The organism is Streptomyces griseus subsp. griseus, from assembly GCF_000720255.1.
GTDB lineage: Bacteria > Actinomycetota > Actinomycetes > Streptomycetales > Streptomycetaceae > Streptomyces > Streptomyces griseus_I.
This window is the reverse complement of the sequence record NZ_JOJE01000006.1, coordinates 188,302-204,444: the sequence shown is the minus strand read 5'-3', so window position 1 is coordinate 204,444 and position 16,143 is coordinate 188,302. Positions and strand designations below refer to the sequence as shown.

Sequence of the window (16,143 nt, the reverse complement as noted above, 5' to 3'; positions counted from 1 at the left end):
GGAGGGTTTGCCCGGGTGGCAGACCTGTCCGCCGATCGAGTGGTGTCACACGACCGGTGCGCGTCCAGGAACGTCTCCGGGTGACGGTCAGGGTGCTTGCAGGTCGACCAGTTCGGCCAGTGCGGCGCGATGGGCGCCCGCCGTGCCGTACGCGATCGAGTCGGCCTTGGCGCGCTTCAGGTAGAGGTGGACCGGGTGCTCCCAGGTCATGCCGATGCCGCCGTGCAGTTGCAGCGCCTCCTCGGCCGCGTGGACGGCGACCCGTGCCGCGTAGGCCTGGGCGACGGCGACCGCCACCTCCACGTCCTCACCCGTGGCGAGCGCGTCGGCGGCGTTGCGGGCGGCGGCGCGGAGGTTGACGACCTCCAGCCAGAGCTGGGCGAGCCGGTGCTTGAGGGCCTGGAAGCCGCCGACGGGCCGGTTGAACTGCTTGCGCTCCTTGAGGTAGCGCACGGTCTCCGTCAACGTCCAGTCCGCGAGGCCGAGTTGCTCGGAGGCGAGCAGCCCTGCCCCGGCGCGCAGGGCACGGCGGACCGCGGGCCCGGCGTCGCCGAGCCGACGGCCGGGGGCGCCGTCGAGGGTGACGGTGGCGAGCGGGCGGGTCTGGTCGAGGGAGACCTGTGGGGTGACGGTCACGGCGTCGGCCTCGACCGCGTACAGCCCGCCGTCGTCCGCCGGTACGAGCAGTACGTCGGCGGCAGCGGCGTCCGCGATGCCGGTCAACTCACCGCGCAGGGCCCCGCCTTCATGGCGTACGGCCTGGTGGGCGCCGCCCGGAGCGACGTTCAGGGCGACGGCGAGGGCACCGACGCGCCGGCCGGAGGCCAGCTCGGTGAGGAGGTCGTCGGCGATGGGGGTCCCCCCGCTCGAGCGGAGCCGAGAGTGGGGGAAGGCCAGCAGGGCCTCGGTGGCGACGACCGCGCTCGTCAGGTAGGGCACGGGAGCGACCGAGCGCCCCAGCTCCTCCAGGACGACGGCGACTTCGCGGTGCGAGGCGCCCTGGCCGCCGAGGGACTCCGGCACCAGGAGGCCCGCCAGGCCCATGCCGTCGGCCAGCGCCTTCCACGCCTCCCGGTCGTGCGGGGTGTCCGACTCGGTGCGGGCGATCACGCCCGGCGCGTCGCAGTGGTCCGTGAGCAGGTCGCGGACGGCGGCGCGGAGGGCCTCTTCCTCCTCGGAGTAGAGAAGATCGGTCATCGGGCGAGGTCCTTCCAGGCGACGTCCTTGTCGGTGCGCGGCTCGGCGGGCAGGCCAAGGACGCGCTCGGCGACGATGTTCAGCAGGACCTCGGTGGTCCCGCCCTCGATGCTGTTGCCCTTGGAGCGCAGGTAGCGGTAGCCGGCGTCGCGGCCGGTGAAGTCCACCAGTTCCGGGCGGCGCATGGTCCAGTCGTCGTACAACAGGCCCTCTTCGCCGCGGAGTTCCACTTCCAGGCCGCTGATCTCCTGGTTGAGGCGGGCGAAGGCGAGCTTCATGCCGGAGCCCTCGTGGCCGGGCTGGCCGGCGACGAGCTGCTGGCGCAGGCGTTCGCCGGTGAGACGGGCGACCTCGGCGTCGACCCAGAGGGTCAGCAGCCGCTGATGCAGGTCGTGGGTGCGCAGTTCGGGGCGTTCGCGCCAGGTCTTCGAGACGGGGCCGATCATGCCGCCCTCGCGGGGCAGCCGCATGCCGCCGATGGCGACGCGCTCGTTCATGAGGGTGGTCTGGGCGACCCGCCAGCCGTCGCCGACGTCGCCGAGACGGCGGGAGTCGGGGATGCGCACGTCGGTGAGGAAGACCTCGTTGAACTCCGCCTCGCCGGTGACCTGGCGCAGCGGGCGCACCTCGACGCCCGGGTCGGTCATGTCGCAGAGGAAGTAGGTGATGCCGGCGTGCTTGGGCACGTCCGGGTCGGTGCGGGCGATGAGGATGGCCCAGCGGGCGAGGTGGGCGCTGGACGTCCACACCTTCTGCCCGTTGACGACCCAGCCTCCCCCACTCTCCCGCACGGCGCGGGTGCCGAGCGCCGCGAGGTCGGACCCGGCGCCGGGCTCGCTGAACAGCTGGCACCAGACCTCCTCCCCCACCCACAGGGGCCGCAGGAAGCGCTGCTTCTGCTCCTCGGTGCCGTACTTCAGGATCGTCGGCGCGGCCATGCCGAGGCCGATGCCGATGCGCCGCGGGTCGTTGTCGGGGGCGCCCGCGGTCTCCAGCTCGGCGTCCACCACGGCCTGGAGAGAGCGCGGGGCGCCGAGGCCGCCGAGGCCCTCGGGGTAGTGGACCCAGGCCAGTCCGGCGTCGAAGCGGGCCCTCAGGAAGTCCGTCCGTTCCGTCGTGGCGGGCGGATGCGCGGCCAGCAACTCGGCTGTGCGGCGCTTGAGTTCGGATGCGTCGGTCATGCGGCGGCTCCGTTCTGCGGTACGACGGCGACCCGGCCGGTGGTGACACCGTCGCCGACCCGCTGCACGGCCGCGGCCGCCTCGTCCAGCGGTACGCGCTCGCTCACCAGCGGCTTGATCGCGCCCCGGGTGGCCAGCTCGGTGAGCTGCTCGTGGCAGTGCTGGACCAGCTTGGGGTTCTTGGTGTTGTACAGGCCCCAGTGCAGGCCGAGGATGGCGTAGTTCTTCACCAGGGCGTGGTTGAGGCCCGGGCTGGGGATGGTGCCGCTCGCGAAGCCCACGACGACGATCCGGCCCTCGAAGGCGACGACCTTGGTGGACTGGGTGTAGGCGTCGCCGCCGACCGGGTCGTAGATCACGTCGGCGCCGCGACCGCCGGTGGCCTCCTTGACCGCGGCGACGACGTCCTCGGCGCGCCGGTCGACGACGACGTCGCAGCCCAGCTCGCGGGCGACGGCCGCCTTGCCGGCGCCGCCGACGACACCGATGACGGTGGCCCCGGCCGCCTTTCCGAGCTGCACGGCCGCGCTGCCGACCCCTCCTGCGGCAGCGTGGACGAGCAGTGTCTCGCCGGCTTCGAGGCGGGCCCTGCGGTGCAGGCCGAACCAGCCCGTCTGGTACCCGATGTGCAGGGCGGCCGCCTCGGCGTCGTCCAGCGCGTCGGGGGCGGGCAGCAGCGCGGCGGCGTCCGCGACGGCGTACTCCGCGAAGCCGCCGTGGGGCAGCGCCGGGTTGGCGATCACCCGGCGGCCGTCCTCGGTCTCGCCGCAGATCTCCACGCCGGGCGTGAAGGGCAGCGGGGGCCGGACCTGGTAGTGGCCCCGGCACATCAGCACGTCCGGGAAGTTGATGTTCGCGGCGCGCACCCTCAGCAGGACCTGGCCGTCGCCGGGCTCGGGACGCGCCACGTCCGCCAGACGCATCACCTCACTCGGCTCGCCGTTCTCGTGCACCTGCCATGCCTGCATGCGGAGCCTCCACGGGACTGTGTCTGAATTGTTCGCCTCAGGGGCGCTTTCAGCCGGTGTCGAGAGCCCGATCGTGCTCAGCCTGCGGGGCTCCGCGCGCTCGATCTCTCGACACCGGCGCGCCCCTTCGGCTCACGTACGTCGCCTGACCGGGGTCGTTCGCATACTAAGCGGTCGCTTGCCGATCAGGGAACAGCCTGCCACGGAAGAGTCACGTCCGTCACGATCGCTTGGGCTTCGCCCGCACGTGCATCCGCTCCCCCTGCGGCCCGAAGAGACTGAGGAACTCCGCCGGCCCCTCCCCCGTCGAGCCGAACCAGTGCGGAACACGGGTGTCGAACTCGGCCGCCTCCCCCGCGGCGAGCACCACGTCGTGCTCTCCCAGCACGATCCGCAGCCGCCCCGAGAGGACGTAGAGCCACTCGTACCCCTCGTGAACCCGGGGTTCCGGCTCCTCCTGCCGCCGCGGTACGAGCACCTTGTACGCCTGGAGTCCACCGGGTTGGCGGGTGAGCGGCCAGTAGGTGCGCCCGTGCCGGACGATCGGCTCGGCCCGCACCCGCGGATCCCGCACCGGCGGAGCGCCCACCAGTTCGTCCAGCGCCACCTCGTGCGCTCGCGCGATGGGCAGCAGCAGCTCCAGACTGGGTTTGCGCAGGCCGGACTCCAGCCGCGAGAGCGTGCTCACCGAGATGCCGGTCGCCTCCGACAGCCCGGCGAGCGTGGCGCCCCGCTCCTTGCGGATCCTCCGCAGCCGCGGACCGACCTCGGCGAGCACCTCGTCCATACCGTCCTCACTCATGAGCAGCATTGCAGTTTCGGCAAAGAGGTTTGTCAATACGGCAGCGTCCGGGCGATGTTGTCCGTGGAGGTGGTCACCATGACCGATACGTACGAAGTGGTCGTCGTCGGAGGGGGCGCGGCCGGACTGTCCGCCGCGCTGGTCCTCGGCCGGGCCCGGCGCCGGACGCTGGTGGTCGACGCGGGCGAGCCGCGCAACGCGCCCGCCGCGCACATGCACGGCTACCTGTCCCGCGACGGCATGCCGCCCGCCGAGTTCCTGGCGGTCGGCCGCGAGGAGATCGCGCGCTACGGCGTCGAGCTGGTGCGGGACCGGGTGGTGGACATCGACAAGGGGGACGACTTCGCCGTGGTCCTGGCCGGTGGCCGTACCGTGCGCGCCCGTCGGATCGTCGTCGCCACCGGCCTCAGGGACGAGCTTCCGCCGGTGGCGGGAGTCGCCGAGCGCTTCGGGCGGGACGTGCTGCACTGCCCGTACTGCCACGGCTGGGAGGTGCGGGACCGGGCCTTCGGCGTGCTGGCCACGTCCGCGCTGAGCGTCCACCAGGCGCTGATGGTCTCCCAGTGGTCCGGCGACGTGACGTTCTTCCTGCACACGGTCACCGAGGAGGAGCTCGCGGACGACGATCTGCGCCGGCTCGCCGCGGCCGGGGTGAAGGTGGTGGCCGGCGAGGTCGCGGAGGTGGTGGCCGAGGACGACCGGCTCACCGGGGTCCGGCTCGCCGACGGTACGGTCCACGAGCGTGCGGTGGTGTTCGTCGCGCCGCGTGCCGTGCCGCAGACCGCTCTCCTGCTGCGGCTGGGGGCCGAGCTGCGCGAGACCCCGTTCGGCGCGTACCCGGTGGTGGACGAGACGGGCCTGACGAGTGTGCCCGGGGTGTGGGCGGTGGGCAACGCGATGGGCTTCGCCGAGCAGGTGGTGAACGCGGCGGCCGGCGGCTACCGGGCCGGGGCCACGATCAACGGGGAGCTGCTGATGAGCGATCTCGACGCGGCTGTTCATCTGTAGACGTCCGGGTGTGGACCGCCCGCCTCCGGTGCACCATGACTGCATGCTGCTGACCCGGCTCGCCCAGGTGTCCCGGGAGGTCGCCGCCACCTCGGCGCGCTCCCGCAAGATCGCGCTGCTCGCCGAGCTGTTCCGGGACGCGGACGCCGACGACGCTCCGATCGTCATCCCGTATCTGGCGGGCAGACTCCCGCAGGGCCGGATCGGCGTCGGCTGGAAGGTGCTCGGCCGCCCCGTCGAACCGGCGGCCGGGCCGACGCTGACGGTGCGCGAGGTGGACGCCCGGCTCACCGAGCTGGGCAAGGTCACCGGCCCCGGTTCGCAGGCCGAACGCGCGCGCTTGGTTGGCGAGTTGATGGGGCTGTCCACCGAGGACGAGCAGCGCTTCCTGCTCGGCCTGCTCACCGGTGAGGTCCGCCAGGGCGCCCTGGACGCGCTCGCCGTGGAGGGGCTGGCGCAGGCGACCGGGGCGGCCTCGGCGGACGTACGGCGGGCGGTGATGCTCGCCGGTTCGCTCCAGGAGGTCGCGCGGGCCCTGCTCGGCGAGGGGCCGCCGACCCTGGAGCGGTTCCGTCTCACCGTCGGCCGCCCGGTGCTGCCCATGCTCGCGCACAGCGCCTCGTCGGTCGCGGAGGCGGTCGAGAAGCTCGGCGCCTGCGCGGTCGAGGAGAAGCTGGACGGCATCCGCGTCCAGGTGCACCGCGAGGGCGACGACGTGCGCCTGTACACCCGCACCCTGGACGACATCACCGACCGTCTGCCGGAACTGACCTCGGCGGCACTGGAGCTGCGAGGTGAACGCTTCATCCTGGACGGCGAGGTCATCGCCTTCGACGACAGGGGGCGGCCCCGCTCGTTCCAGGAGACCGCCGGGCGTGTCGGCTCACGGGTGGACGTGACGACGGCCGCCGAGGCGGTCCCCGTCTCCCCCGTCTTCTTCGACGCGCTCTCCGTCGAGGGCCGCGACCTGCTGGACCTGCCCTTCGCCGAGCGGCACGCGGAGCTGGCACGGCTGGTCCCGGAGCCGATGCGGGTGCGGCGGGCACTGGTGAACGGGCCCGAGGACGTTGCGGTGGCGGAGGAGTTCCTCGCCGGGACGCTGGAGCGCGGCCACGAGGGCGTGGTGATCAAGGCCCTGGACGCCGCCTACAGCGCGGGCAGGCGCGGGGCGTCCTGGCTGAAGGTCAAGCCCGTGCACACCCTCGACCTGATCGTCCTGGCCGTCGAACGCGGCCACGGCCGCCGCACCGGCAAGCTCTCCAACCTGCACCTGGGCGCCCGCACCGCCGACGGTGGCTTCGCCATGCTCGGCAAGACCTTCAAGGGCATGACCGACGCGATGCTCGACTGGCAGACCGAGTATTTCCAGGGACTGGCCGTCGAGGACGACGGCTGGGTGGTGACCGTACGCCCCGAACTCGTCGTCGAGATCGCCTACGACGGCCTGCAACGCTCCACCCGCTACCCGGCCGGCGTCGCCCTCCGCTTCGCTCGCGTGGTCCGCTACCGCGAGGACAAGCGCCCGGAGGACGCGGACACCGTGGAGAGCCTGTTCGCCGCCCACCCGGAGGTGCGTACGTGAGGGACATGACAGGGAAGCGCAGCGCGGGTCTGCTGCTGTTCCGGCACACCGACGACGGCCTTCAGGTGTTGCTGGGCCACATGGGCGGCCCGTTCTTCGCGCGGCGCGACGCGGGCGCCTGGACGGTGCCGAAGGGCGAGTACGAGCCCGACGAGCCCGCCTGGGACGCGGCCCGCCGCGAATTCCAGGAGGAGCTGGGCCTCGCCCCGCCCGACGGCGACGCCGTAGCGCTCGGGGAGGTCCGGCAGACCAACGGCAAGATCGTCACGGCGTGGGCGATCGAGGCCGACCTCGACCCGGCGACCGTGGTCCCCGGCACGTTCCGGATGGAGTGGCCGCCGAAGTCGGGACGGGTCCAGGAGTTCCCGGAGCTGGACCGGGTGGAGTGGCTCGGCCTGGACCGGGCGCGCGAGGTGATCGTCACCGCCCAGTCCGCGTTTCTCGACCGCCTGGCGGAGCACTCGGCCTGAGCAGATAACCCCGCGTTGCGGTCCCCGGCGCCGCGCGGGAAGGTCGAAGCACAGCGGGTCTTCAGGGAGGTCGGTCATGCCCATCGCGACGGTGAACCCGGCGAACGGTGAGACGCTCAAGACGTACGAGGCCATGGGCGAGGAGGAGCTGGAACGCCGGCTCCAGCTCGCCGAGGCCACGTTCCGCACGTACCGCACGACCGGCTTCGCCGAGCGCGCCCGCCTGCTCACCCGGGCGGCCGAGCTGCTCGACGAGGACCGGGACGAGATCGCCCGGATCATGACGACCGAGATGGGCAAGCCGATCAAGCAGGCCCGCGCCGAGGCCGCCAAGTGCGCCAAGGCGATGCGCTGGTACGCCGAGAACGCCGAGGAACTGCTCGCCGACGAGAGGCCCGCCGACGCGGACGTGAAGGACTCCGGCGCCTCCCGCGCCCTGGTCCGCTACCGGCCGCTGGGTCCGGTGCTCGCGGTGATGCCGTGGAACTTCCCGCTGTGGCAGGTGGTCCGCTTCGCCGCGCCGGCGCTGATGGCAGGCAACGTCGGCCTGCTCAAGCACGCGTCCAACGTCCCGCAGACCGCGCTCTACCTGGAGGACCTGTTCCACCGCGCCGGATTCACGGAGGGCTGCTTCCAGACGCTGCTCATCGGTTCCGCCGCGGTCGACGAGATCCTGCGCGACGAGCGCGTGAAGGCCGCCACCCTCACCGGCAGCGAGCCCGCCGGCCGGGCGGTCGCCTCCACCGCCAGCGACATGATCAAGAAGACGGTGCTGGAACTGGGCGGCAGCGACCCCTTCGTCGTCATGCCCTCGGCGGACGTCGACCGCGCCGCCGACGTCGCGGTGACCGCCCGCGTGCAGAACAACGGGCAGTCCTGCATCGCCGCGAAGCGGTTCATCGTGCACACGGACGTCTACGACGCCTTCGCCGAGCGTTTCGCCGAGCGCATGAACGCGCTGAAGATCGGCGACCCGCTGGAGGAGGACACGGAGGTCGGGCCGCTCTCCAGCGAGCAGGGCCGTACCGACCTGGAGGAACTCGTCGACGACGCCAAGCGCGTGGGCGCGACCGTCCTGTGCGGCGGTGAACGCCCGGACGGACCCGGCTGGTACTACCCGCCGACGGTCCTCGCCGACATCCACCGCGAGATGCGCATCCACCGCGAGGAGGCGTTCGGCCCCGTCGCCACGCTCTACCGCGCCGGCGACCTGGACGAGGCGATCCTGATCGCCAACGACTCCCCGTTCGGCCTGAGTTCCAACGTCTGGACCCGGGACGAGGCCGAGGTCGACCGTTTCGTCCAGGACCTGGAGGCGGGCGGCGTGTTCGTCAACGGCATGACCGCCTCCCACCCGGCGCTCCCGTTCGGCGGTGTGAAGCGGTCCGGGTACGGCCGTGAACTGTCCGGGCACGGAATCCGGGAGTTCTGCAACATCACCACGGTTTGGCACGGTGCGTGAGGCTTCCGCGGCTACGATCCCGTCTGTGAACCGCGAAGTGACTCTGCCTCTGATCGTCGACGACCGCGGTACCTTGCAGGTGGCTGCCGCCGACGTGAGCAAGCTGCTCCGCACGGTGGGCGGGAGGTGGCTGCATCTCGTCGAGGCCGGGACGGAGGGACTGGACGAGGACACGGTCGCCGCGTTGACGATCGAGCTGGCGAAGCTGGCGGATCGTATCGACGTCGCGTGCATTGCGCACAGCAGCGGTGGCGCGCCCTGACGGGGCGCGGGGAACTGCGCGATCAGCCATGGACGACCCGCGGACCGGATCGCGCAGCACCCCGCCGCTGCGCTAGCGGATCGGCATCCCCGACAGGGTCCGCGCGATCACCAGTCGCTGGATCTCACTCGTGCCCTCGAAGATCGTGTAGATCGCCGCGTCCCGGTGCATCCGCTCCACCGGGTATTCGCGCGTGTACCCGTTGCCCCCGAGGATCTGGATCGCCTGCGCGGTCACCTTCTTCGCCGTCTCACTCGCGAACAGCTTGGACATCGAGCCCTCCGCCGCGGTGAACGCCTTGCCGCTGATCGCCATCCAGGAGGCACGCCAGACGAGCAGCCGCGCCGCGTCGACCTGCGTGCGCATGTCGGCCAGCTGGAACGCCACACCCTGGTTGTCGATGATCGGCCGGCCGAACTGCTCGCGGGTCTTCGCGTAGTCGAGGGCCACCTCGTACGCGGCACGGGCCGTACCCACCGCCATGGCCCCCACCGCGGGGCGACTCGCTTCGAACGTCGCCATCGCCGCGTTCTTGACGCGCTCACCGCCCTGCTTGGCCTTCTCGCGGGCCCGCGCCAGGCGCTCGTCCAGCTTCTCCTTGCCGCCGAGCAGGCAGGAGCCGGGGACGCGCACGTTGTCGAGGATGACCTCCGCGGTGTGGGAGGCGCGGATGCCGTGCTTCTTGAACTTCTGGCCCTGGGCGAGTCCGGGCGTGTTCGGCGGGACGATGAAGGAGGCGTGGCCCTTGGAGCCGAGCTCGGGATCGACGACCGCGACGACCACGTGGACGTTGGCGATGCCGCCGTTGGTCGCCCACGTCTTCGTGCCGTTGATCACCCACTCGTCCTTGGCCTCGTCGTACACCGCGCGCGTCCGCATGGAGGCGACGTCGGATCCGGCGTCGGGTTCGGAGGAGCAGAACGCGGCGACCTTGACATCGTTGGCGTCGCCGTACATCTGGGGGATCCAGGTGCCGATCTGCTCCTCGGTGCCGTTGGCGAGGACGCCGACGGCGGCGAGGCCGGTGCCGACGATCGACAGGGCGATGCCCGCGTCGCCCCAGAACAGCTCCTCCATGGCCATGGGTATGCCGAGGCCGGTGGGGTCGAAGTACTGCTGGGCGTAGAAGTCGAGGGAGTAGATGCCGACCTTGGCGGCCTCCTGGATGACCGGCCAGGGAGTCTCCTCACGCTCGTCCCATTCGGCGGCCGCGGGGCGGATGACGTCGGCGGCGAAGCCGTGCAGCCAGTCCCGGACCTCCTTCTGTTCGTCGTTGAGCTCCATGGTGAACTCGGCCATGTCCCCTCCAGCGGCGGCGCACGAGTCAACGTGCATGTTACTTGCGGTAACACGAGTGTGTTACCGGTCGGTAGGAAAAGTCAACTCCGGACGGCAGCTCGGCAGCCCGTTCGATGTCAGGCTGCTGTCAGGTGTTAGTTTGCGCAGGCGTCATCGAATCAGCACGGGTGGGGAGAGACCATGGACACCACGCAGCGGACCGAGCAGCAGCGCTCCGCCGACCGCCGGCGTCGGGAGCTGCTGGAGGCCGCGGACCGGGTGGTGCTGCGTGACGGCCCGCAGGCCTCGATGAACGCGATCGCCGCCGAGGCGGGTATCACCAAGCCCATTCTCTACCGCCACTTCGGCGACAAGGGTGGACTTTACGCGGCGTTGGCCAAACGGCACACGGACGCGTTGCTGGACTCGCTGCGGGCCGCACTGGACGCTCCCGCGGACCGGCGGGAGCGGGTGGAGGCGACGCTCGACACGTACCTCGCGGCGATCGAGGCGCGGCCCCAGGTGTACCGCTTCCTGATGCATCCGTCCGAGGGCGGGCAGGGCGGGGAGCAGGGGTTCGACGTGGGGAAGCACTCCGCTCCGCTGCTCCGTCGGATGGGTGAGGAGCTGGCGCAGGTCATCGAGGACCGGTTGGATCTCGGGCCGGGCGGACAGCGGCTGGCGCGGGTGTGGGGGCATGGGATCGTCGGGATGATGCACGCTGCCGGGGACTGGTGGCTGGGCGAACGCCCTTGTTCTCGGGCGGAGTTGGTCCGGAGTTTGGCTGACCTGTTGTGGGGTCGGCTTGCGGCGGCCGGGGACAAGATAGGGGGTCCCGGCTTCTAGGGGTTGTGTCTCGTCTGCGGGTCGTGGGGGCTGGTCGCGCCCACGCGGCGGAGCCGCAAATCGATACAGCCCCGCGCCCCTAAGCAGGCACGGTTCCCCTGTACCAAGAAGCCCGCCCTGCTTGTCGCATCAGTCTGCGGTGGCGCCAGCCCTTCAAGTGGTCGGCGTAGATCGTGCCCTCCACGTGGTCGTACTCGTGCTGCAAGCACCTCGCGAACCAGCCCGTCCCGTGGACCCTCAGCCGGTCCCCCGTCATCGTGAAGCCCTCGATGACCGCGTGGTCGTAGCGTTCCGTGCCGGCTTCCAGGCCCGGTAGGGAAAGGCAGCCCTCGGGGCCTCGAATGACGACTCCGTCGGCCTCGACAAGGCGGGGGTTGATCACATGACCCAGGTGGCGGACGTCATCGTCGTCGGGGCAGTCGTAGACGAAGACGCGGAGGGGCTCGCCGATCTGGTTGGCGGCCAGGCCCACGCCCTGGGCGGCGTACATGGTGGCGAACAAGTCCTCCACCAGGTCCCCCAGTTCGGGGCCGAACGCGGTGACCTCCCGGCAGGGCTCGTGCAGGACCGCGTCGCCGAGGAGGGTGAGGGGGCGGACGCGCCCTCGGGCGCCGGGGATCTGGCCGTTTCGCATGGCGGCAAGGGTACGGTCCTCCCTGACACGCGCATGCCGTACGGGCGTGAGGTGGTGCCGCGGTTCGGGAGTGCGAGGGGATCTCGATAGGCTGACCACCTACCACGTTGCCGTCAGGCTTCAGGCGCGGCGCGTACGCAAGGAGGATCGAGAACTGATGTCAGGCAACTCGGACCCGCTCACGCCGCGGGCCAAGCTGGCCGTGACCGCGGGCAAGGCGGTCGCTGCGGCGTCCCGCGCCGCGGGGCGCGGCAGCGGTTCGGTGATCGGCGGCCGGGTGGCGCTCAAGCTCGACCCCGACCTGCTGGCCCGGCTCGCCCAGAACCTGGACGTCGTCCTCGTCTCGGCGACCAACGGCAAGACCACCACCACCCGCCTCATCGCCGAGGCCCTGCGCGCCGCGGGACCGGTCGTCTCCAACGCGCTCGGCGCCAACATGCCCGCCGGCATCACCTCGGCGCTCGCGGGTGGTTCGGAGGCCCGGTACGGCGTCATCGAGGTCGACGAGAAGTACCTCGCGGGTGTGGCCCGGGACACCGCTCCGAAGTGCATCGCGCTGCTCAACCTCTCCCGGGACCAGCTCGACCGCGCCGCCGAGACCCGCATGCTCGCCGAGAACTGGCGTGAGGGCCTCGCGGGGTCGAAGGCCGTGATCGTGGCCAACTGCGACGACCCGCTGGTGGTGTGGGCCGCCTCCTCCTCCCCCAACGTGATCTGGGTCGCCGCCGGTCAGATGTGGAAGGACGACGCCTGGTCCTGCCCGTCCTGCGGTGGTGTGATGCAGCGGCCCGGCGACGACTGGTTCTGCGGTGAGTGCGGGTTCCGGCGGCCCACACCGAGCTGGGCGCTGTCCGGGGACCACGTCCTCGACCCGCACGGGTCCGCCTGGCCGATCCACCTCCAGCTGCCGGGGCGCGCCAACAAGGCCAACGCCGCCTCCTCCGCGGCCGTCGCCGCCGTGTTCGGGGTGCCGCCGCAGGTCGCCCTGGAGCGCATGTACCAGGTGCAGGCGGTCGCCGGTCGCTACGACGTCGTCCAGTTCCAGGGCCGTGACCTCAGGCTCCTGCTGGCCAAGAACCCGGCCGGCTGGCTGGAGACGTTCTCCCTGATCGACCCGCCGCCCACCCCGGTCATCCTCTCGGTGAACGCGCGCGGCGCCGACGGCACCGACACCTCCTGGCTGTGGGACGTCGACTACACGCGCCTCACCGGGCACCCGATCTTCGTCATCGGCGACCGGAAGCTGGACCTCGCGGTGCGTCTGGAGGTCGCCAACCAGCACTTCCAGGTTTGCGAGAACGTCGACCAGGCCGTGCAGATGTGCCCGCCCGGCCGGATCGAGGTCATCGCGAACTACACCGCGTTCCAGGACCTGCGCCGCCGCGTCGGCAACTGACCACGAAGGACGAACACCTCATGAGCGACAACCAGCTGCGGGTGGTCTGGGTCTACCCGGACCTGCTCAGCACGTACGGCGACCAGGGCAACGTCCTCGTCGTGGAGCGCCGGGCCCGGCAGCGCGGCCTCGACGTGGCCCGGCTCGACGTGCGCAGCGACCAGCCGATCCCGACCTCGGGCGACATCTACCTGATCGGCGGCGGCGAGGACCGCCCGCAGCGGCTCGCGGCCGAGCGGCTGCGCCGCGACGGGCACCTGTACCAGGCCGTGCAGAACGGCGCGATCGTGTTCGCGGTCTGCGCCGGCTACCAGATCCTCGGCCAGGAATTCGTCAACGACCTCGGGCAGCGCGAGCCCGGCCTCGGTCTGCTCGACGTGACCACGACCCGGGGCGAGGGCGAGCGCTGCGTCGGTGACGTCCTCGCGGACATCGACCCGCGCCTGGGCCTCCCGCCGCTGACCGGCTTCGAGAACCACCAGGGCATCACCCACCTCGGCCCCACGGCCCGCCCGCTGGCCCGGGTGCAGTTCGGCAGGGGCAACGGCACGGGAGACGGCACGGAGGGCGCGTACAACGACACCGTCTTCGGTACGTACATGCACGGCCCGGTACTGGCCCGCAACCCGCTGATCGCGGACCTGCTGCTGAAGCTGGCGCTGGACGTGAACGCGCTGCCGCCGACGGACGACCGCTGGTACGAGGCGCTGCGCAACGAGCGCATCGCCGCCGCGCAGCAGCCCGCGTAGCGACACGGGGCGTCGGTGAGCCCGCCTGACGCCCTGTCCGCTCACCTGTGCGGCCACGTCCAGCAGGCGGACGCCCCATGGGGAGTGCCCCCCACCCGCCGGTAGGGTGGCCGGGATTCCAGCCGGACAGCGCGGTCCGGCTCCCGGCTCACTTCGAGAAGGTTGTTTCGGGCTATGCGCATTGGTGTCCTCACCTCCGGCGGCGACTGCCCCGGACTGAACGCCGTCATCCGGTCCGTCGTGCACCGCGCCGTCGTCGACCACGGCGACGAGGTCATCGGCTTCCGCGACGGTTGGAAGGGCCTGCTGGAGTGCGACTACCTCAAGCTCGACCTCGACGCCGTGGGCGGCATCCTGGCCCGCGGCGGCACGATCCTCGGCTCCTCCCGGGTCCGTCCCGAGCACCTGCGGGACGGGGTGGAGCGGGCCAAGGGTCATGTCCAGGAGCTGGGGCTCGACGCGATCATTCCGATCGGCGGTGAGGGCACCCTCAAGGCGGCCCGGCTGCTGTCGGACAGCGGCCTGCCGATCGTCGGCGTACCGAAGACCATCGACAACGACATCGCCGTCACCGACGTCACCTTCGGCTTCGACACGGCCGTGGGCGTGGCGACGGAGGCGCTGGACCGGCTGAAGACCACCGCCGAGTCCCACCAGCGGGTGCTGATCGTGGAGGTCATGGGCCGCCACACCGGCTGGATCGCGCTGCACTCCGGGATGGCGGCCGGCGCGCACGCCGTCGTCGTGCCGGAGCGGCCCTTCGACATCGACGAGTTGACCCGCAAGGTGGGCGAGCGGTTCGAGGCGGGGAAGCGGTTCGCGATCGTGGTCGCGGCGGAGGGGGCGAAGCCGGCGGCCGGCTCCATGGAGTTCGACGAGGGCGGCAAGGACGTCTACGGGCACGAGCGCTTCGCCGGTATCGCCCGACAGCTGTCCGTGGAGCTGGAGCGGCGGCTGGGCAAGGAGGCACGGCCGGTGATTCTCGGGCATGTGCAGCGGGGTGGGACTCCTACCGCGTACGACCGGGTGCTGGCTACTCGGTTCGGGTGGCACGCGGTGGAGGCGGTGCACCGGGGTGAGTTCGGGCGGATGACCGCGCTGCGGGGGACGGACATCGTGATGGTGTCGTTGGCGGAGGCGGTGGAGTCGCTGAAGACGGTTCCTGCGGAGCGGTACGCGGAAGCGGAGTGCGTGCTTTAGCCGTCCGGCGGGTGCGGGTCGTTCGTGGCTGGTCGCGCCCACGCGGCGGAGCCGCACATCGCTGGCCCCCGGTGACAGGCGTTGCCGGGGGTCGTCCTAGTCTTGGGGCGGACAGACAGCACATCCCCCCACGAAACAGGAGCCGGCGAGATGGATCACAGCGGGCACGGCATGGTCATGGATCTGCCGCCGTTCACGCTGGGGCGGGGGCTTCAGTGGTCGGCGGATCCGTTCTTTCTCGTGGCCTGCCTGGTGGGGCTCGGGCTGTACGGGTGGGGGTTCGTGCGGCTGCGCCGGCGGGGGGACTCGTGGTCCGTGGCACGGACGGTCTCGTACGTGGTCGGGGTGCTGACGATCGCGCTGATGATGTGCACGAGGCTGAACGACTACGGGATGGTCATGTTCAGCGTGCACATGGTGCAGCACATGGTGATCAGCATGCTGTCGCCGATCCTGATCCTGCTCGGCGCCCCGGTCACGCTGGCGCTGCGCGCGCTGCCCACGGCGGGACGCGGGCACAAGGGGCCGCGTGAGCTGCTGCTGATGCTGCTGCACAGCCGGTACATGCGGATCATCACGCATCCGGCGTTCACGATCCCGCTGTTCATCGCCAGCCTGTACGGGCTGTATTTCACCCCCCTCTTCGACTTCCTGATGGGCTCCAGGACGGGGCACATCGCGATGATGATCCACTTCTTCGCGGTGGGCGTGGTGTTCTTCTGGCCGATCATCGGCGTGGACCCGGGACCGCAGCGGCCGGGGTACCTGCTGCGGATGCTGGAGTTGTTCGCCGGCATGCCGTTCCACGCGTTCTTCGGCATCGCGCTGATGATGGCGTCGACCCCGATGGTGGAGACGTTCCGGAACCCGCCCGCCTCCCTCGGCATCGACGCGCTCTCCGACCAGAACGCGGCCGGCGGTATCGCCTGGGCGTTCAGCGAGATTCCGTCCGTACTCGTGTTGGTCGCTCTGTTGTTCCAGTGGTACGGCTCGGAACAGCGGCAGGCCAGGCGCAAGGACCGGGCCGCGGACCGGGACGGCGACAAGGAACTCGAGGAGTACAACGCCTATTTGGCCTCATTGAACGCACGGGGGCGTTGAGCGCTTT

16 protein-coding genes are annotated in these 16,143 nt (G+C 71.3%); 10 read left to right on the top strand and 6 right to left on the bottom strand.

The features are described from left to right. Positions 1 to 87: 87 nt before the first annotated feature. From IG99_RS11900 to IG99_RS11885, 4 genes are all read right to left on the bottom strand, one after another. A complete protein-coding gene (locus IG99_RS11900; RefSeq protein WP_037672673.1) occupies positions 88 to 1,197 on the bottom strand; it encodes an acyl-CoA dehydrogenase family protein in 1,110 nt (369 codons plus the stop codon). Continuing rightward, positions 1,194 to 2,378: an acyl-CoA dehydrogenase family protein gene (locus IG99_RS11895; RefSeq protein WP_037672671.1), complete on the bottom strand. Its 1,185-nt coding sequence runs from the start codon at positions 2,376 to 2,378 to the stop codon at positions 1,194 to 1,196. The genes IG99_RS11900 and IG99_RS11895 overlap by 4 nt, the downstream gene beginning before the upstream one ends. Beyond that, complete coding sequence (locus tag IG99_RS11890) at positions 2,375 to 3,346, bottom strand: NADPH:quinone oxidoreductase family protein (RefSeq protein ID WP_037672668.1); 972 nt, start codon at positions 3,344 to 3,346, stop codon at positions 2,375 to 2,377. Before IG99_RS11890 ends, IG99_RS11895 begins: the two co-directional genes overlap by 4 nt. 220 nt (positions 3,347 to 3,566) lie before the next feature. Then, positions 3,567 to 4,148, bottom strand: a complete 582-nt coding sequence (locus IG99_RS11885; RefSeq protein ID WP_037672983.1) for a helix-turn-helix domain-containing protein — start codon at positions 4,146 to 4,148, stop codon at positions 3,567 to 3,569. A 78-nt stretch (positions 4,149 to 4,226) separates the two neighbouring features. Between IG99_RS11885 and IG99_RS11880 the strand changes: the two genes are divergently transcribed. The 5 genes from IG99_RS11880 (at position 4,227) to IG99_RS11860 (ending at position 8,932) form a co-directional block, all read left to right on the top strand. After that, positions 4,227 to 5,156 (top strand): NAD(P)/FAD-dependent oxidoreductase, encoded by a 930-nt coding sequence (locus tag IG99_RS11880; RefSeq protein WP_037672981.1) that lies wholly within the window; start codon positions 4,227 to 4,229, stop codon positions 5,154 to 5,156. A 43-nt stretch (positions 5,157 to 5,199) separates the two neighbouring features. Further along, positions 5,200 to 6,738 carry an ATP-dependent DNA ligase gene (locus tag IG99_RS11875; protein WP_037672666.1) on the top strand — a complete coding sequence of 513 codons (1,539 nt, stop codon included), beginning with the start codon at positions 5,200 to 5,202 and terminating at the stop codon, positions 6,736 to 6,738. 5 nt (positions 6,739 to 6,743) lie between these two features. Beyond that, the gene (locus IG99_RS11870) at positions 6,744 to 7,208 is read left to right on the top strand and encodes an NUDIX hydrolase (protein ID WP_037672664.1); all 465 of its coding nucleotides are present in this window, start codon (positions 6,744 to 6,746) and stop codon (positions 7,206 to 7,208) included. A 76-nt stretch (positions 7,209 to 7,284) separates the two neighbouring features. Beyond that, on the top strand, positions 7,285 to 8,670 hold the full coding sequence (locus IG99_RS11865) for an NADP-dependent succinic semialdehyde dehydrogenase (RefSeq protein ID WP_037672662.1): 1,386 nt from the start codon (positions 7,285 to 7,287) through the stop codon (positions 8,668 to 8,670). A gap of 25 nt (positions 8,671 to 8,695) precedes the next feature. Then, positions 8,696 to 8,932: a DUF6213 family protein gene (locus tag IG99_RS11860; protein WP_037672660.1), complete on the top strand. Its 237-nt coding sequence runs from the start codon at positions 8,696 to 8,698 to the stop codon at positions 8,930 to 8,932. 72 nt (positions 8,933 to 9,004) lie between these two features. On the opposite strand, the gene IG99_RS11855 is transcribed toward IG99_RS11860, so the two are convergent. Next, positions 9,005 to 10,231 carry an acyl-CoA dehydrogenase family protein gene (locus tag IG99_RS11855; RefSeq protein WP_037672659.1) on the bottom strand — a complete coding sequence of 409 codons (1,227 nt, stop codon included), beginning with the start codon at positions 10,229 to 10,231 and terminating at the stop codon, positions 9,005 to 9,007. 180 nt (positions 10,232 to 10,411) lie between these two features. On the opposite strand from IG99_RS11855, the gene IG99_RS11850 reads away from it, so the two are divergent. Further along, positions 10,412 to 11,056, top strand: a complete 645-nt coding sequence (locus IG99_RS11850; protein WP_037672656.1) for a TetR/AcrR family transcriptional regulator — start codon at positions 10,412 to 10,414, stop codon at positions 11,054 to 11,056. A 79-nt stretch (positions 11,057 to 11,135) separates the two neighbouring features. Here the strand turns inward: IG99_RS11850 and def are convergent, their stop codons facing one another. Next, the gene (def, locus tag IG99_RS11845; RefSeq protein ID WP_037672653.1) at positions 11,136 to 11,690 is read right to left on the bottom strand and encodes a peptide deformylase; all 555 of its coding nucleotides are present in this window, start codon (positions 11,688 to 11,690) and stop codon (positions 11,136 to 11,138) included. A gap of 157 nt (positions 11,691 to 11,847) precedes the next feature. On the opposite strand from def, the gene IG99_RS11840 reads away from it, so the two are divergent. The 4 genes from IG99_RS11840 (at position 11,848) to IG99_RS11825 (ending at position 16,136) form a co-directional block, all read left to right on the top strand. Beyond that, on the top strand, positions 11,848 to 13,086 hold the full coding sequence (locus IG99_RS11840; RefSeq protein ID WP_037672650.1) for a MurT ligase domain-containing protein: 1,239 nt from the start codon (positions 11,848 to 11,850) through the stop codon (positions 13,084 to 13,086). Between the two features lie 20 nt (positions 13,087 to 13,106). Beyond that, positions 13,107 to 13,835 carry a type 1 glutamine amidotransferase gene (locus tag IG99_RS11835; RefSeq protein ID WP_037672649.1) on the top strand — a complete coding sequence of 243 codons (729 nt, stop codon included), beginning with the start codon at positions 13,107 to 13,109 and terminating at the stop codon, positions 13,833 to 13,835. Positions 13,836 to 14,009: 174 nt separating this feature from the next. Next, entirely contained in the window at positions 14,010 to 15,035 is a 1,026-nt protein-coding gene (locus IG99_RS11830; protein ID WP_037672647.1) for a 6-phosphofructokinase, read from the top strand. Positions 15,036 to 15,185: 150 nt separating this feature from the next. Then, positions 15,186 to 16,136: a cytochrome c oxidase assembly protein gene (locus IG99_RS11825; protein WP_037672646.1), complete on the top strand. Its 951-nt coding sequence runs from the start codon at positions 15,186 to 15,188 to the stop codon at positions 16,134 to 16,136. The last annotated feature ends 7 nt before the right edge of the window (positions 16,137 to 16,143 follow it).

Excerpts from the sequence above, each read along its gene's own strand:
- IG99_RS11875 (WP_037672666.1), top strand. The coding sequence starts at position 5,200 with ATGCTGCTGACCCGGCTCGCCCAGGTGTCCCGGGAGGTCGCCGCCACC.
- IG99_RS11830 (WP_037672647.1), top strand. The coding sequence starts at position 14,010 with ATGCGCATTGGTGTCCTCACCTCCGGCGGCGACTGCCCCGGACTGAAC.
- IG99_RS11835 (WP_037672649.1), top strand. The coding sequence starts at position 13,107 with ATGAGCGACAACCAGCTGCGGGTGGTCTGGGTCTACCCGGACCTGCTC.
- IG99_RS11890 (WP_037672668.1), bottom strand. The coding sequence starts at position 3,346 with ATGCAGGCATGGCAGGTGCACGAGAACGGCGAGCCGAGTGAGGTGATG.
- IG99_RS11895 (WP_037672671.1), bottom strand. The coding sequence starts at position 2,378 with ATGACCGACGCATCCGAACTCAAGCGCCGCACAGCCGAGTTGCTGGCC.
- IG99_RS11900 (WP_037672673.1), bottom strand. The coding sequence starts at position 1,197 with ATGACCGATCTTCTCTACTCCGAGGAGGAAGAGGCCCTCCGCGCCGCC.
- IG99_RS11880 (WP_037672981.1), top strand. The coding sequence starts at position 4,227 with ATGACCGATACGTACGAAGTGGTCGTCGTCGGAGGGGGCGCGGCCGGA.
- IG99_RS11870 (WP_037672664.1), top strand. The coding sequence starts at position 6,744 with ATGACAGGGAAGCGCAGCGCGGGTCTGCTGCTGTTCCGGCACACCGAC.
- IG99_RS11825 (WP_037672646.1), top strand. The coding sequence starts at position 15,186 with ATGGATCACAGCGGGCACGGCATGGTCATGGATCTGCCGCCGTTCACG.
- def (WP_037672653.1), bottom strand. The coding sequence starts at position 11,690 with ATGCGAAACGGCCAGATCCCCGGCGCCCGAGGGCGCGTCCGCCCCCTC.
- IG99_RS11840 (WP_037672650.1), top strand. The coding sequence starts at position 11,848 with ATGTCAGGCAACTCGGACCCGCTCACGCCGCGGGCCAAGCTGGCCGTG.
- IG99_RS11885 (WP_037672983.1), bottom strand. The coding sequence starts at position 4,148 with ATGAGTGAGGACGGTATGGACGAGGTGCTCGCCGAGGTCGGTCCGCGG.
- IG99_RS11855 (WP_037672659.1), bottom strand. The coding sequence starts at position 10,231 with ATGGCCGAGTTCACCATGGAGCTCAACGACGAACAGAAGGAGGTCCGG.
- IG99_RS11865 (WP_037672662.1), top strand. The coding sequence starts at position 7,285 with ATGCCCATCGCGACGGTGAACCCGGCGAACGGTGAGACGCTCAAGACG.
- IG99_RS11850 (WP_037672656.1), top strand. The coding sequence starts at position 10,412 with ATGGACACCACGCAGCGGACCGAGCAGCAGCGCTCCGCCGACCGCCGG.